Consider the following 13,280-nt stretch of genomic DNA (forward strand, 5'->3'; position numbering starts at 1 on the left):
AGTTTTGGAGAAGGAAAGGCCCTGTCAACCCGCTCGAAACCTTAAAAAAAAGTTTCCTTTCCTGCAGGTATCGGATCATAATCAGAATTCTTCTAAAGACAAATCAGATGAATCGATTCGGAACAGGGCTCAGCCGTAAAACAGACTATTATGTATTATTGGGCCTTTCCAGAGACGCCTCTTCCAAAGCTGTAGAAGAGGCCTTTCATCGATACGTACAGAATTTAAAAGAACATTCTTGGGTGCCTTGGAAAGATGCAGAATTAAGAGAAGGCGCGGAAGCATACTATCATCTATCGGATCCTCTCAGACGAAAACGTTATGATTCCTCCTTGGATTATGAATTGGTTCTTCCTGATCCGGAAGGTGTGCCGGAAGAATTCGAACAATATTTCGAAGTCCAAAAAATTTCCACACCCAAGGAATATGAGAGACTATACAAACAATTCCTAATGCTAAAGTACGAGAGAGAAGATAAACTTTGGATCTTCAGGGCCACGATATATTTTATTCTAGCCTGCTTTTCCGCACTGGTAATTTCTTCTCTTGTTTTTGTAGTATTCCAGAAAAACGGCTGGCTCTCCACAAGCGCCGACCTTTTCTATCGTAGATGGGGACTCTTGTTCTCCTGTACGTTTATGGGAACGGCATATACGCTGTTCCGAATATTCTATCTGGAAAGAGAGATCTCCCTTAGAGAGAAAAAAAGAGAAATAGAGCAGAATGAAGAAGTCTCGGACATCGGACCCTAAAGCCTTAACAGAGGACGAAATACAATATTATTATTCACTTCTTCAAGAAGAAGTTACAGAATACAACTGCGGAAGTTTATGTGCTCCTTCCAACGGAGGGATCCCAGTTTGTTGCCAAGCAGACAATGCGCTCCCTGCATTATATAAAGCAGAATATGAAATGTTATCCAAAAGAACGGACTTATGGAAAGCATATGTTCCAATGACCCGGGAAGAAAAAAAAGAATTCGCAGTATACGATCATAGGAAAATTACGTTTTGTGAATGTAAGGGAGTGGCTCATTGTGAAAGAGAGAACCGCTCGATCAGTTGCAGGACTTTCCCATTAGAACCTTATTTGGATACGCGGGGCGTTTTAGTGGGGCTAGTTTTCATGCAAGAATTCCAAACCAAATGCCCACTGACATCTAGAGCAAAAGATGTACGACAAGAATTCATAGATAATCATTTTCTATTTTGGGAAAAACTTTTGTTTAGAGTTGAATCAGAATATGAAGTATATACTGATTCCAGTAAGGCTTACCGCAGAAAGAGAAAACGTACTGGTGTCGAATTTCCGATTTTATATCCGAGTCATCTGAAAGGGAAAGAATACCTGAAGCAGTATATTTGATTGGTAAGCGATGTTGGAATTCCAACACACAATTTTAATAATCAAACAGAAATCTAAATGTAAAAAGTTCATATCCCAAAATCTGGACTTCCAATGGATTTGGGCCTTTTTGAAAACAGGATTCCGGGAATGCGGCCAAAACCTTTTTGGTTTCTTCTTCATATGAATTCTTATGTTTCAATTTTGTTGGAGAGGAGGAAGGATTAGAATTTTCGAATTTGTGTTTTGTAATCTGACTCTTACCGTCTCTTTCCCCGCCCTGCTCGACCGGAAAAAAATAATAAGTATAAGGAAATTCAACCTTATCCTTCCCTTCACATTCTCCTAAACGGATCCCGATCTCTCCCAAAGTATCCACAGGACGATAAATTGTATTTGGACGAATATCTACTAAGAATACCCTCTTCCCTTTCGGGTCCCAACCCAGATCCGATTCCAACAGGCTTTCTTTAGACTTAGATATAGTTGTATTATTATTAGGATCTTCTAATATATTCTTTAAGATCTCGCCTCTGACTTCCCACACCCGGACATCATAAGCGATCCTTTCTCCATTCGATCGCTCCGCTCTTCCTTCCTTTTTATCCCAGGAAGTCTCAGGTAAATATTTGCGCTCTAAGGTCGTCTTGCAGGATGACATGAGAAGTATTAAGAAAAGAAGAATGAATTTCATAACTTATTCTCTTTGCTCTCCGTGTCTTCTGTGCGAAAGAGTAAGCGCTTTCTACTTAGATACCTTAATAGAAATGATCTCTCGAACTGCTTTTTCCATTTCGGATTTTACTTCTGGAGTTTTTTCTATCACGTAGGCATCGAATAATGCAGGTAAACATTCAGGATCACCGATGATCCGAACAGTATCGATCGCCTGTAAACGAAGGGGAAGATATTCTTTTTTATTATTGGAAGTAAATGAGATCAGAGCCGGAACGGAGGTTTTATCCTTCAATTCTCCCAATGCCTTTAAGAGAGAAAGTTTTACTTCGTTTACTTTTTCTTTTTCGAAAATACGTTTGAGTTCATTCGTTCCAGGATTGAATCCTAGTTTTCCCATTACTTCTGCTGCGCGAGAACGAAGACCCGGATCCTTATCCCCATCTAAAATGGTCAGTAATCCCTGCCCGCCTCCGTGAGCACCAAGATCCAAAAGTAGATCGATCAATCTAGCCTTCAGTCCTGGCACGGTTTCTTTTACCAATTGTTCCGAAACCGATTTGGCTCCTTGTTTATCATTCAGATAAAATAATGCTTCGGTGCAGATCTTTCGTAGATCAGGATTCGGTTCCGTGATCCCCTTATAGAAAAGAGAAATATACTGCCTGCTTTTTCTATTTTTCAAGATCTCCAAACCGTGAAGACGAACATCCTCATCCGGGTCGGAAGCAGCCATACGAGGAATATTCCCACGATTATCAGGAATATTATTTTTATTTAATACTGTAAAAAATCTTCTGCGAAGAGCCGGAATATCATCCGTGGCGAACTTAGCTATCAGATTCTGGACTCTTTCATCTTTGATCCAGATGGCAGATTCTAAAAAATATTCTCTATATACCGGATTATTGGAAACGGCAAGATCCAAAACATGAGGCATTGCCCTGTCATCTTTGATCCCTTGCACATATCTGTAAGAAGATTGTCTCACTTCAAAATCAGTATGAGTGAGCCCCGCGATCACCGCATAGATCAGTCTTTTTTCTTTTTTTCGATCTGCGAGTTCTAAGATCCTAGTTTGGATCTCTGTGCTTCGAGTGGCTTTAAAAACGTTGTCGAGTTCGTTTGCCCAGGTTGGAGCAAGAGTGTCTAAGTCTTCTAATTCGGAAAAAAGTGCCAGGGTAGCGAAGATACTATCTTCTCTCGCGTCCTGCTCTGAAATAATTTTGGGAAGTTCTTTTACCAGATCCAAACGATTCTTGGATTTGATCTCGGAAATTGCTCTGGCTTGGGATCTTCCTTTGGAAAGAACGGATTCCTTTAATGGATCCTTTTGTTCTTCTGCAAAAATGCTTCCGCTAAAATAGAAAGTGAAGAATAGAACCAGACAAAAGAATGGAATTCTTTTCAGAAAAGACCGTCCCTCTTGGAGGAATCCTCCAATGCGGCCGTCGCGGCACGCTTATTATCGTAAGCTTCCGTATTGGACGGATCTAAGTCTATTGCATTTTGGAAGGAACGAACCGCCTTTTTATATTCTCCGTTCTTGTAAAATGCGACTCCCAGATAATTATAAGCTGTAGATGCAGTCTTAGGTTTTACTTCTGATCTTACGATCGCAGTCAATTCTTCGATCGCTTTTTCGCGATCCAAAACCGAGTTTGAATCCAATAGAATTTTAGAAAGAACCAAACGGCCTTCATAATCTTCCGGATCCATATGTGCAGAACGATATGCTTCGTCTTTAGCCCTGTTTTTCATATCAGGATCTTTGGATTTATTGTATAGAAGTGCGAGCTTCTTATGAGCCTGCTTGATCTCATTTGAATTTCTGGATCTATTCAGCACTTGGAGTAATATCTTTTCAGCACTGGAAGATTCTCCTGTGCCCATATATGCTTCCGCAAGTTTTAAGGCTACTTTGTAGTAATCTTCCTTTTGTTTAAAGAGTGCAGTGTATTCTTCGATAGCTTCTCTATAAAATTTGTTTTCGAGATAATAATCGCCCAATGCTTCCTTAGGCTTGATATCATCCGGATCCAAATAAGATGACTTACGAAAATTCTCGATTGCTTGTGTGCCATTGCCTGTGTGTTTATATACAAGGCCTAAATTATAATATGCTTTTGCATTTTTAGGATTTAGATCCAGGACTCGGTTTAGATATGTAATTGCTTCTCCATATCTTTCCATTTGGTCGAGAACCACGCCCAAGTTTAATAAAGCAGTTTCCGTAAAACTATCTCCTGGAGTGGAGTCTACGATCCTTCTGTAAGTTTCTTCCGCTGCGAGAAGGTCCCCTTTATTATAATATGTTTCTGCGAGTTGGAATAATAGATCCAAATTGTTTGGATTATATTTCAGGCCCTTTTGGAGTGCATTGATAGATTGCTCTCCTTGATTCAGCTGCTCGAAACCTTCCGCAATAGATCGAAATAATTCCGGATCGTTAGAACCGGCTTGGTTTGCAAGTTCCAGATATTTTACAGATTCTTCTAATTTACCGTTCTTCTTCAAAACGATAGAAAGATTGTATAATGCCTTTGCATCGTTAGGAGTGATAGTTGCCGCTTCTCTAAAATAATGTTCTGCGGAAACATAATCTCCCCTATTATAGGAAATATTTCCCAGATAAGAATTGGAAAGTGCTGCGAGTTTTCCGCCTCTTGCCCTCATCACCACAAGTTTGAAATGTTCTTCTGCCTGCGGGATCTCTCCTTTTTTAAAATAACTTAATGCTAGGTTATAAGTTAAATAAGGATCATCCGGAGAAGAAGAAAGTCCCTGTTTATACGCATCAATCGCAGCATCCGGATCGTTAATCTCGTTGAAAAGATTTCCAGCCATAAGAGCGATACGTGGATCGTTAGGCGCAATCTCTCTCGCCTTCAACGCGGTACTTCTTGCAGCAGAATTTTGGCCGCTATGAGCATACGCTAAAGTTAAATTATAGTATGCGTATACATTATTTCCATCCAGAGTGATCGCCTTCTGTAAAGAATCTATCGCCTGAGGAAATCTTCCGTCCTCGTCATAGATCACTCCGAGCACAGTCAAGGCTAAGGACTTCTCCTGGCTTGTAGCAGGCCCTGTCAAAAACTCAGTACAATAATCGAATGATTGCTTTCTATAATTCTGTTTATATAAAGTAACACACTTGGTCAGAAGTGGATTGTTCGTTCCGTCCGGAAGATAAGGTCTTTGTAATTCTTGAGCAAGACTTCCCTTTGGCATGAGAGGAGACTTACCATCTGCAACTCCATTCGCACCGAAACCAGGTCGACCTTCTCTGAAAAAAGAATACCAAATCGCAAGACCGATCAAAAGAAGAAGGGAAGCAGCGAGCGCCCCCCAAGCAAATGCAGTCGGATTATAATGACGTCTGGGACGAAACTCTTCCGGTTCGTCTCCATAATAGTAAGAAGGTTTAGGTTCTTCCGTCTCCAGGAAGATTCGGTTCTTGCGGATCGGGTTTTCCATATCGGTTCGTCTCGTACTGAAGGATGGAATCCAAAATCCCATTGATAAAGGGGACCGAATTCTCGCTTTCAAATTCCTTAGTCAACTCGACCGCCTCGTCGATGGTGACCCTGGGCGGAATTTCCTTGGAATGCAATAACCCATAAATGGACAAACGTAGAATACATTTATTCACCGGGGAAATTCTAGCAAAATCCCAATTTCTCGAGTATTTCTTGATGAGAGTATCGATTGTTTCCGCGTTTTTCACAACACCATTTATGATAGAAACTGCAAAATCCCTTTCTTCCGTTTCTATCTTTTTGTCGTACCAACGGAACTTTAGGACCTCCGACAAGGCGGAATCCACCAGTTCTAACTGGTATAATGCCATTAATGCGATTTCGCGGGACTTCCTTCTGGAAGAAGACATAGATTAGAGAAGCTTGAGCAGATTTGTCATTTCCACCGCAGTGAGAGCAGCCTCGTAACCCTTGTTACCTGCCTTGGTGCCAGCTCTTTCGATGGCCTGCTCAATTGTATCTGTGGTCAAAACTCCAAAAATCACAGGCACGCCATGTTGCACTCCGATAGAACCTACTTTTGCAGATTCTCCGGCAACAAAATCAAAATGAGCGGTAGCTCCTCTGATCACTGCGCCCAAACAAATGATAGAATCGTATTTTTTACTTTCTGCAGCTTTAGAAACCACAATCGGAAGTTCGTATGCTCCCGGGATCCTTACCACAGTAATATCTTTATCTTCGACTCCTGTCATGCGGAGTCCTTCGAGTGAACCTTTCAAAAGGCTTTCGACTATGAATTCGTTAAAACGGGAGACAACAATACAATGTTTTTGTCCCTTTCCGTCCAGCTTGGCTTTCAATTCTTGAGGCATTTGTTTCCTGGTTGCTTCTTATATCGAGAAAACACAAGTTACCCTGAGTGGCAACCGGAAAAGAAGCTTCCAAATCCAAATTCTGCATATTCCTGATCCTGGCAGGAGTCCAAGTTTTCACCCTTTCTTCCTGTGAGACTATCCGATCTTTTTGGAAACCAAAAGACGCATTTATAAAAAGTTTAGATCTACCTGACTGGGTCTTAGAATCCTCCATCAAGTTAAGAATATTCAACGATTCTCCCAATGTGATCAACCCGGAAGACGCGATGCCGGAAGATGATATCGCCTCATACGGAAACCAACTCAGAGTATTACTCGCTGTTTCACCTGCAGCAATGAGAGACATATACGAGATGGCTGGATGTTTGGATGGAAGCGATCTAATCAAAGTTCGCGGAAACAAAATGACGGATAGCGGAGAAGACATCTGGTTCGGAGTATGCAAGAGCGGAGCGCAGGACGCGATCGTGTTCAGAGTATTGGAGATGGGAAACAACCAACTCTACTATTTATATGAAGAAGAGCTGGTAAAAACTTGGGACGAATCCAAGAAGAATGCAAAAACGAATCCTGATAAATCCATGAGGCTCGCCACAAAGATCATAGAGCATGAACCAGCTCACCCAGGTGCCAGAAGATTACTCGGAAGTTTATATTTAAAGAACGGATATTGTCCGGGAGCTGTTCGTAATTATAGGATCTATCTTCGGATACTTCCCCACTCTGCCGAAAAATCTAAAATTGATTCATTAATCAGAAAGAGTTGTGGAGAAACTTTGGTCCCCAAAAAACCGGAGCCAAAAGAGTTTTCGGATGAACTGCCTACGATTGAGGAATCTGCACCTTAATCCTTCACTCTCAGCACTAAAGTGATCTTGCCGTCCGCTTTTTCTACTACTTCGAATCCTTCTTCCCTAAGAGTCTTTTTGATCCGATAAAAGCCAAGATTTACGACTTTAGGTGGGTCGGATTTGCGGGAGGAAGAAGGGAAACGTTTCGCAGAAGCATCCATCACTATTTAGTTTCGGCTCCAAGAAGGTTCGTCTTGACCTTGACAGAAAGAAAACCTTTTCCTAAATGAGAAAGAGATGAGGCGAATTCTTGCTCTCGTATTATTTTTAATCCTATTGGCCTTAGGGACTTGCGCCTTCTATTTACAGGAATGGTTCGATTCTCCCGGATTCCGTTGGGTCATTTCCAAGTTTTCCTTCTGGGTCTTCCTATCGGTTCTGATACTTTCTGCTTTGGCAATGCTGCGGATTTTCAGGAGAGCCAAAAAGGCAATCCATACACAACGGCAGGCCATTGAAAAACATTTAAGTGGAATTTTAGAAGAACTAGTCCAGGACTCCCAGGCATTGAGCGAATTCCTAAAGACAGACCTTCCTCAGATGGAAGAACGTATCAAAGTTTCCAGGGACAAACTTCCTAAAGAAATCTACTCGTCTTATACTGCGAACTGGACCAAGATCAGAACGGATGCCGAGGCATCGCTCCGAGATCTGGAAACACTTCCTTTAGAACCGGACTTCGAAGAACAAAAAAGTCACGCAGTCTTAGAATATAAAGATCTTCTAAACAAACACACTAAAGCGAAATCCATTTTAGAAAGAGTCAGATCGGACCTTTCTCTATTAAAAGAGAGACTAACGGAGAAAGGATGTTGAAAGCTATCCTTCTATTACTCGTCGGCAGTATTATATATAGTTGCAGTTCCCTTCCGGAGACAAACTTTTCTATCGCTGAGCTAGCTTCACCCATCCATCCGCTTTCCCAGCTATTGCCTAAGGATAAAAGTGCCACTTCTCTCTCCACTCTCCGCAAAAAAACGAAGGTAAGCGGAATACTGCTCCATCATACCAAGGGACTCTCCAGCGAAGAATATATTACAAAAAGTGCAAATTCCGGATGGTTAGTACATTACATCGTAGATAAAAAAGGAAAGATCTACGGTGTAGAAGATCCAGGAACTTTGCTCATCAAGGCAGCACCAAAGACAGACGCAGGTATGATCCATATTTCTTGGGAAGGAGATAAGGAAGATATACTCAAACGCCCTATTCAGAAAAAATCTTTACTTTACGCAATTGCCAAGACATCCCAAGAATTCGGGATCCCGGTTACAAATTTCGACGTGGGCTCCCGTTCCGGAATATTCACACATAGTCAGGCCAAAAAGAAATTCGGCGGCTTCTTGAATGGAAGCGATTGCGGAAATGAGAATGTCCTAAAAGCACTACTCGAAGAATTAAAAGGTTCCTACTTCTCAGAAATGGATTGGAAGGATAGATACGGAGAATGGGTTCTCCGAAAAGAAAAACCTTTTGTGGGACAAAACGGAGAGATCAAGGAGCCGAGCTACGATAAAGGCAGAAGTGTCACTCCTACTCCAAAAGCGGAATTAGAGAATATCGAAAAAACTGCAGACGGACTTCTTCCGGAAGAAAAAAGGATCAAATACAATTATAGAGGGGCAATCACAGCCGACTGTGTTGTATTACATTTCACCGCGATCAACGATTATGATGGAACTCTAAGAGTATTAGAAAAACGGAATTTAGCAGCCACATTCCTTGCGGACAAAGACGGTAAGATCTACCAACTATTGGATTCTCCACTTCATATGGCTGCAGCCGCTACAGGCACGAATCGAAATTGTTTTCAAATAGAGATTGTAGGAAAGGATACCGAGATGTTACTTGCAAATCCTGCACAGACTGCTGCGGTTTCCAAACTTGTATACGAACTCTGCCAAAAATACCAGATCCCTTTGAATAACCAAAGGATAGAATCTTTGAAAGGTGTATTCTCCCATACTCAGGCAAAGAAAAAATGGGGAGGCTCTATCTTTTTGGATGCGCAGGATTTCGATCCGGGCGAACCATATATGAAAAAAGTAATAGAGACCTTAGGTGGTACTTATTATTCGGAAAAAGATTGGTACGATAGAACTGGAGAAGAATGGATCCTTCTCTTTACCGATTTTCAGCCTTGATCGGACGATTTTTCACAGAAATTCGATCTGAATCTCCAAGCTCCACCATACCACCTAATCCTTTTCCCAAAGGAGGGACTCCTGTGCGAGCAGTATGTTTTTCAGGAATATCCGACTTCTTCTGACGAAGTTGTGTAGGCGTTTTACCCGTAACCTTACGAAAAGCATCATTAAAAGAGGATTTGGAATTGAATCCCACAAAATAGCAGATGGAAAGAATATCCTGATCCGGCTTTTCTTCCAGAAGATTGACCGCTTCTTCTATCCTGAAACCGTTGATATAGTTATGAAACCCGGTTTGTAGATGCTCATTTAAAAATTCAGTCAGCTGATATGGTTTGATACCCAAGTCTTCCGATAAAGAATGAAGAGTCAGCTCCGGATCTCGATACAGTTTATCTTCTCTCATCAATTCTTGGATCCTAAGTTCTAACAGATTTAGATCCAAACCGATCAGAAGAGATTTTTCATACTTCTTCTTTCTTACTTCTCTAGTCAAAGGAGCAAAAAAATCCGGATATCTGGAAGGAGCCAAGAATAGAAGGGTCACAATCCCAGTCACAAGAAGTCCGCCCACTCTGAATAAAATATCCAGGCCGAACATAAACCCGAAGACCAGAGAATACATTGCAAATACGGTGATGGTCGCCAGAATAAAAATGAATCTTATCTGCGACTTTAGCTCCGGGATTGAGAACACAGTTAATAACATTCTATATCTAAATCCGAAGTAGGCAGTAGTGAGTGCTGTTGTTAGAAAAAAACCCCAAGAAAGATAATGTTTATATCTAATATTTCTAAAGTCTCCCAGGTCGGAGATGATGGAATCCCAAGGCCTTCCAAAAAAAAGCATCTCGCCTAGTAAAAAAAGACCAGGCACAAGAAAGTGAAGTCGAATGTCCCTGTACAAAGTCTGGTTTGGGTATATCAAAGAATGCGTATATAGTAAAGATAAGGGTCCGATAGCCGAAAAAGAAGTGAGTAATAAGAAGATTGCATGTGGATAAGTCCTGTCTATTTCCAAGACCACATTCGCAACTGTAAATAGTATGATCCCCAACGAAAGAAACAGAAGGGCTCCAATCCTGTCTTCTCTGCGTTTTATAGGTGGAATTAACTTTTGGACCACCAATAAAAAGGAAAGGCCACTTCCGAAGTAGAATATAGGAGTTACCACTTCGGGATTTAACATAGGCGGTATATTAAGAAAATCCCTAGGCTTGTCAAGTGTTCTCATCTGAAACGAATCATAGAACGATTTGAGATCCAATAAAATAAGTGAAAAATTTTTATTTCGAACACTTGCATTTTCCTTCCTTTTCAGAAATCAAATCCCCTCTTCTCTTATATTTTACTTATTTTCCAAATCTTGATTTTTACACAACTGTTCGAATAATGAAACTCGAACGTTCGAATTCCGTGGCTCGGACGACCTAATTTTTATTATGGAGTATTCTTCTTTGCCAGAACTGATCCGGGATTTTCGCATTCCGGACTAGGGAGCGGAAAAATGGAAATGCAAAGAATACGTGCCGCAAAACGTTATTTGCGGTACGCCTTGTTAGGGATGGCTGTGTTAGCTGCGGGTTGCCCCGTAGGAATTTTTACAGAATTCCCCAACCAGGAAGAAGTATGTAAATTTGATCCGATCCGAGAAGGAATTCGCGCAGTGTCCGCATCTTCTTTCCCGGAGCCGGTACTACAATCAGTGTTGGTAAATGGAAATCTTGTATGGCAGGATGTAACGGATGGGCCGGCGTTCCCAACTCCTACTCTCAGCCCGGGCCAAACCATCACACTTAGAGGAACAGGTTTCGGATCTGGACCAGAAATCGACTTTTCTAAAATTATGATAGGTAACACCAGAATTCTGGAAACCGATCTGAAAATGTTCGAACAGAGACTGGACATCACCAAACAGGTGAACTTCGAAGTGAACGAATCTTTGGATAGTTGGAGCAAGTATATTCTTGCTTGGACCGACAATCAGATCCAATTTAAAGTTCCAGAACATACAACCTCAGGACCTTTAGTCGTTCAGATCCAAAAAAGGGTCGGATATAACGACTCTTTACTTCATCCGGGACAACCGCATAACGTGATTGATGCCCAAACTAGAAGAGTCACCGACGAAGACTTCAAACATAAATGCGATGTTGTTTCTATCCTAAGTGATGCAAAAGGAACTACTCCTTTACAAGTAAACGTGAACAACCCTGGATTCTCTTCCATTCTCGCACTGGGCGAAAAAATATTCTGGTCTTATGACTTCAATATCGGAGTGGCTCACGCGATCCGAAATCTTGATTGGAAGAAAATTTTCGCATACCAAGCAACAGATCCGGTAACCGGATACACTGCGGACCCACTTCTTCTGTTCGGAGCTTATCAAACAGTTGCAGGCCAAGTTCCTTCTGCAGCGATTGATAACGTTTACTTTGACCGTTATCCGCAACCGACTCCAATTCCAGGGTTTTTGGGAGCAGATCAAAAATTCAAAGGGAATACCAAGAATAGCGGTTGGGCAGGATATAGATATGCGGAAGCATCTCATCCATATACAGGCAATGGAGAATGGATCGGATTCAACTGTGCTTCTTGCCACGGTTATAAGATCACCTATGAAGCTTCTCCTGGAAACACTGTAACTAAAGTAATTCCTGGACTTCCTAACCCAAAATGGTCCATGAAATGGTCTCTATTAGGAGATTTTAAAGGGATCAAGGAGAATGAACCGGGACCAAGTTTCGATTCTTCTGCCAAAGACGTGGATAAAACGATGCTCATCTACGCAATGCCTCAAGGCGCCGGTGAACATGCTTTGATCCGTATCAAAGGAGAAGGTAGCGAAACTGATAACGATTATGAGTTCTCTCCGATCGCAATTCCGAACGTTACCAATTACATGGGAGTCAGAAGATCTCTTTCTCACTCTGAGTCATATGTTGGATTCGAAGGTTCTTATATCCATTCTGAAGAACCAGATGGAGCAACAGGCTCAATGTATGCGAAAGAACTGCAAGCTCTTACCGCTTATATGACTAAGCTGGACCAAAATGATAAAGCCCTCAGACAAGTCGGAATGTATCGCTGGTTAAAATCCAGAGGTAAACTGATCGCTCAAGCTGGCGCAGATTCAGGAGAAGGAGCTTTCGTCCAAGCTGGATGGGAGAACCAACCTGGTATTGCTGCTGCAGTTGCAAGAGGAAAGGCTACTTACCAAAGAGATTGTGGGTCTTGTCATAATGATAAAGTAGGTTTGAACTCGAACGAGAAGATGTTCAAACTGAACGAAGTGGGAAGATTTTTCGCTCCTACTATCTATCAAAAGGCTCTACAATCTATTCGTGCGACTTTCTTAAGAGACATGTATTGGGTACAGCATAGAGGTTTATTGAGCGACGGTCACGTTCGTAACTTAGAAGATCTGGTCAATCCTGCTCGATGCACGGAAGGATCTGCTCTTTATAATCAGTATTACACTCTTCACGCTCCTGCGTCTCCTGCTTTAGGTGGACCGGACCATCCGGAACCTTATCCTTCTCAAAACAGAAAGTCGGACGTTTTCAGAGCATTCAAATCTCCTAATAATGATACAGGGACAAAAAGAAACAGATTCATCGAAAGACATAAATATTTCGTAACTGTTCCTTGGGATCCGGATTATTATTATTGGGATTACCAGAAGATGAGAAGAGAATACGGCGTTCAAGAGTTGGGAACGTCCCAGCCAATCGGAATGCCGGCAGCTCCTCACCCATGGTGTTCTGCCTCTGCTTCTGAGGTGGATGATCTAGTGGAGTATATCCTCACTCTCTAACTCTCTACGACCCGGGGAGAAAGATCGAATACCAGGTCGATCTCTCCGGGTTTTTATTTCGGGGAATTCTCCCCGAAATATTTGTT

13 protein-coding genes are annotated in these 13,280 nt (G+C 41.8%); 6 read left to right on the plus strand and 7 right to left on the minus strand.

Features of this window, described 5'->3' with window-relative positions; genetic code table 11:
• Window positions 1-107: 107 nt before the first annotated feature.
• Both CH352_RS15485 and CH352_RS15490 read left to right on the plus strand, forming a co-directional pair.
• Window positions 108-752: a J domain-containing protein gene (locus CH352_RS15485; RefSeq protein WP_100706647.1), complete on the plus strand. Its 645-nt coding sequence runs from the start codon at window positions 108-110 to the stop codon at window positions 750-752.
• Window positions 724-1,365 (plus strand): hypothetical protein, encoded by a 642-nt coding sequence (locus CH352_RS15490; RefSeq protein WP_100706646.1) that lies wholly within the window; start codon window positions 724-726, stop codon window positions 1,363-1,365. Before CH352_RS15485 ends, CH352_RS15490 begins: the two co-directional genes overlap by 29 nt.
• Window positions 1,366-1,399: 34 nt before the next feature.
• Here the strand turns inward: CH352_RS15490 and CH352_RS15495 are convergent, their stop codons facing one another.
• Genes CH352_RS15495 through ribH form a run of 5 tightly spaced genes read right to left on the minus strand, consistent with a single transcriptional unit; the run spans window position 1,400 to window position 6,376 of the window.
• Window positions 1,400-2,038, minus strand: coding sequence for a hypothetical protein (locus CH352_RS15495; protein WP_100706645.1), 639 nt, complete (start codon window positions 2,036-2,038; stop codon window positions 1,400-1,402).
• Between the two features lie 51 nt (window positions 2,039-2,089).
• A complete protein-coding gene (locus tag CH352_RS15500) occupies window positions 2,090-3,406 on the minus strand; it encodes a HEAT repeat domain-containing protein (protein WP_207766684.1) in 1,317 nt (438 codons plus the stop codon).
• Between the two features lie 20 nt (window positions 3,407-3,426).
• Complete coding sequence (locus CH352_RS15505) at window positions 3,427-5,499, minus strand: tetratricopeptide repeat protein (protein ID WP_165780176.1); 2,073 nt, start codon at window positions 5,497-5,499, stop codon at window positions 3,427-3,429.
• The gene (gene nusB / locus CH352_RS15510) at window positions 5,447-5,911 is read right to left on the minus strand and encodes a transcription antitermination factor NusB (protein ID WP_100706643.1); all 465 of its coding nucleotides are present in this window, start codon (window positions 5,909-5,911) and stop codon (window positions 5,447-5,449) included. The genes CH352_RS15505 and nusB overlap by 53 nt, the downstream gene beginning before the upstream one ends.
• Window positions 5,912-5,914: 3 nt before the next feature.
• Window positions 5,915-6,376 (minus strand): 6,7-dimethyl-8-ribityllumazine synthase, encoded by a 462-nt coding sequence (ribH, locus tag CH352_RS15515; RefSeq protein ID WP_100706642.1) that lies wholly within the window; start codon window positions 6,374-6,376, stop codon window positions 5,915-5,917.
• A gap of 47 nt (window positions 6,377-6,423) precedes the next feature.
• Here ribH and CH352_RS15520 point away from each other — a divergent pair, with 47 nt between their 5' ends.
• Window positions 6,424-7,227, plus strand: a complete 804-nt coding sequence (locus CH352_RS15520; RefSeq protein ID WP_100706641.1) for a tetratricopeptide repeat protein — start codon at window positions 6,424-6,426, stop codon at window positions 7,225-7,227.
• On the opposite strand, the gene CH352_RS19065 is transcribed toward CH352_RS15520, so the two are convergent.
• The gene (locus CH352_RS19065; protein WP_165780175.1) at window positions 7,224-7,391 is read right to left on the minus strand and encodes a hypothetical protein; all 168 of its coding nucleotides are present in this window, start codon (window positions 7,389-7,391) and stop codon (window positions 7,224-7,226) included. The genes CH352_RS15520 and CH352_RS19065 overlap by 4 nt on opposite strands.
• A gap of 76 nt (window positions 7,392-7,467) precedes the next feature.
• Between CH352_RS19065 and CH352_RS15525 the strand changes: the two genes are divergently transcribed.
• The gene (locus CH352_RS15525; protein ID WP_100706640.1) at window positions 7,468-8,046 is read left to right on the plus strand and encodes a hypothetical protein; all 579 of its coding nucleotides are present in this window, start codon (window positions 7,468-7,470) and stop codon (window positions 8,044-8,046) included.
• The gene (locus CH352_RS15530; RefSeq protein WP_100706639.1) at window positions 8,040-9,374 is read left to right on the plus strand and encodes a peptidoglycan recognition protein family protein; all 1,335 of its coding nucleotides are present in this window, start codon (window positions 8,040-8,042) and stop codon (window positions 9,372-9,374) included. The genes CH352_RS15525 and CH352_RS15530 overlap by 7 nt, the downstream gene beginning before the upstream one ends.
• Here the strand turns inward: CH352_RS15530 and CH352_RS15535 are convergent.
• Window positions 9,355-10,566 (minus strand): helix-turn-helix domain-containing protein, encoded by a 1,212-nt coding sequence (locus CH352_RS15535; RefSeq protein WP_100706638.1) that lies wholly within the window; start codon window positions 10,564-10,566, stop codon window positions 9,355-9,357. The genes CH352_RS15530 and CH352_RS15535 overlap by 20 nt on opposite strands.
• Before the next feature lie 324 nt (window positions 10,567-10,890).
• Here CH352_RS15535 and CH352_RS15540 point away from each other — a divergent pair, with 324 nt between their 5' ends.
• Window positions 10,891-13,194, plus strand: a complete 2,304-nt coding sequence (locus tag CH352_RS15540; RefSeq protein ID WP_100706637.1) for a hypothetical protein — start codon at window positions 10,891-10,893, stop codon at window positions 13,192-13,194.
• Window positions 13,195-13,280: the final 86 nt, after the last annotated feature.

Origin of the sequence: Leptospira hartskeerlii (genome assembly GCF_002811475.1) — a bacterium.
Lineage (GTDB): Bacteria > Spirochaetota > Leptospiria > Leptospirales > Leptospiraceae > Leptospira_B > Leptospira_B hartskeerlii.

Coding starts and splice junctions, on each gene's coding strand:
- CH352_RS15485 (WP_100706647.1), top strand. CDS start 108: ATGAATCGATTCGGAACAGGGCTCAGCCGTAAAACAGACTATTATGTA.
- CH352_RS15490 (WP_100706646.1), top strand. CDS start 724: ATGAAGAAGTCTCGGACATCGGACCCTAAAGCCTTAACAGAGGACGAA.
- CH352_RS15495 (WP_100706645.1), bottom strand. CDS start 2,038: ATGAAATTCATTCTTCTTTTCTTAATACTTCTCATGTCATCCTGCAAG.
- CH352_RS15505 (WP_165780176.1), bottom strand. CDS start 5,499: ATGGAAAACCCGATCCGCAAGAACCGAATCTTCCTGGAGACGGAAGAA.
- nusB (WP_100706643.1), bottom strand. CDS start 5,911: ATGTCTTCTTCCAGAAGGAAGTCCCGCGAAATCGCATTAATGGCATTA.
- ribH (WP_100706642.1), bottom strand. CDS start 6,376: ATGCCTCAAGAATTGAAAGCCAAGCTGGACGGAAAGGGACAAAAACAT.
- CH352_RS19065 (WP_165780175.1), bottom strand. CDS start 7,391: ATGGATGCTTCTGCGAAACGTTTCCCTTCTTCCTCCCGCAAATCCGAC.
- CH352_RS15525 (WP_100706640.1), top strand. CDS start 7,468: ATGAGGCGAATTCTTGCTCTCGTATTATTTTTAATCCTATTGGCCTTA.
- CH352_RS15530 (WP_100706639.1), top strand. CDS start 8,040: ATGTTGAAAGCTATCCTTCTATTACTCGTCGGCAGTATTATATATAGT.
- CH352_RS15535 (WP_100706638.1), bottom strand. CDS start 10,566: ATGTTAAATCCCGAAGTGGTAACTCCTATATTCTACTTCGGAAGTGGC.
- CH352_RS15540 (WP_100706637.1), top strand. CDS start 10,891: ATGCAAAGAATACGTGCCGCAAAACGTTATTTGCGGTACGCCTTGTTA.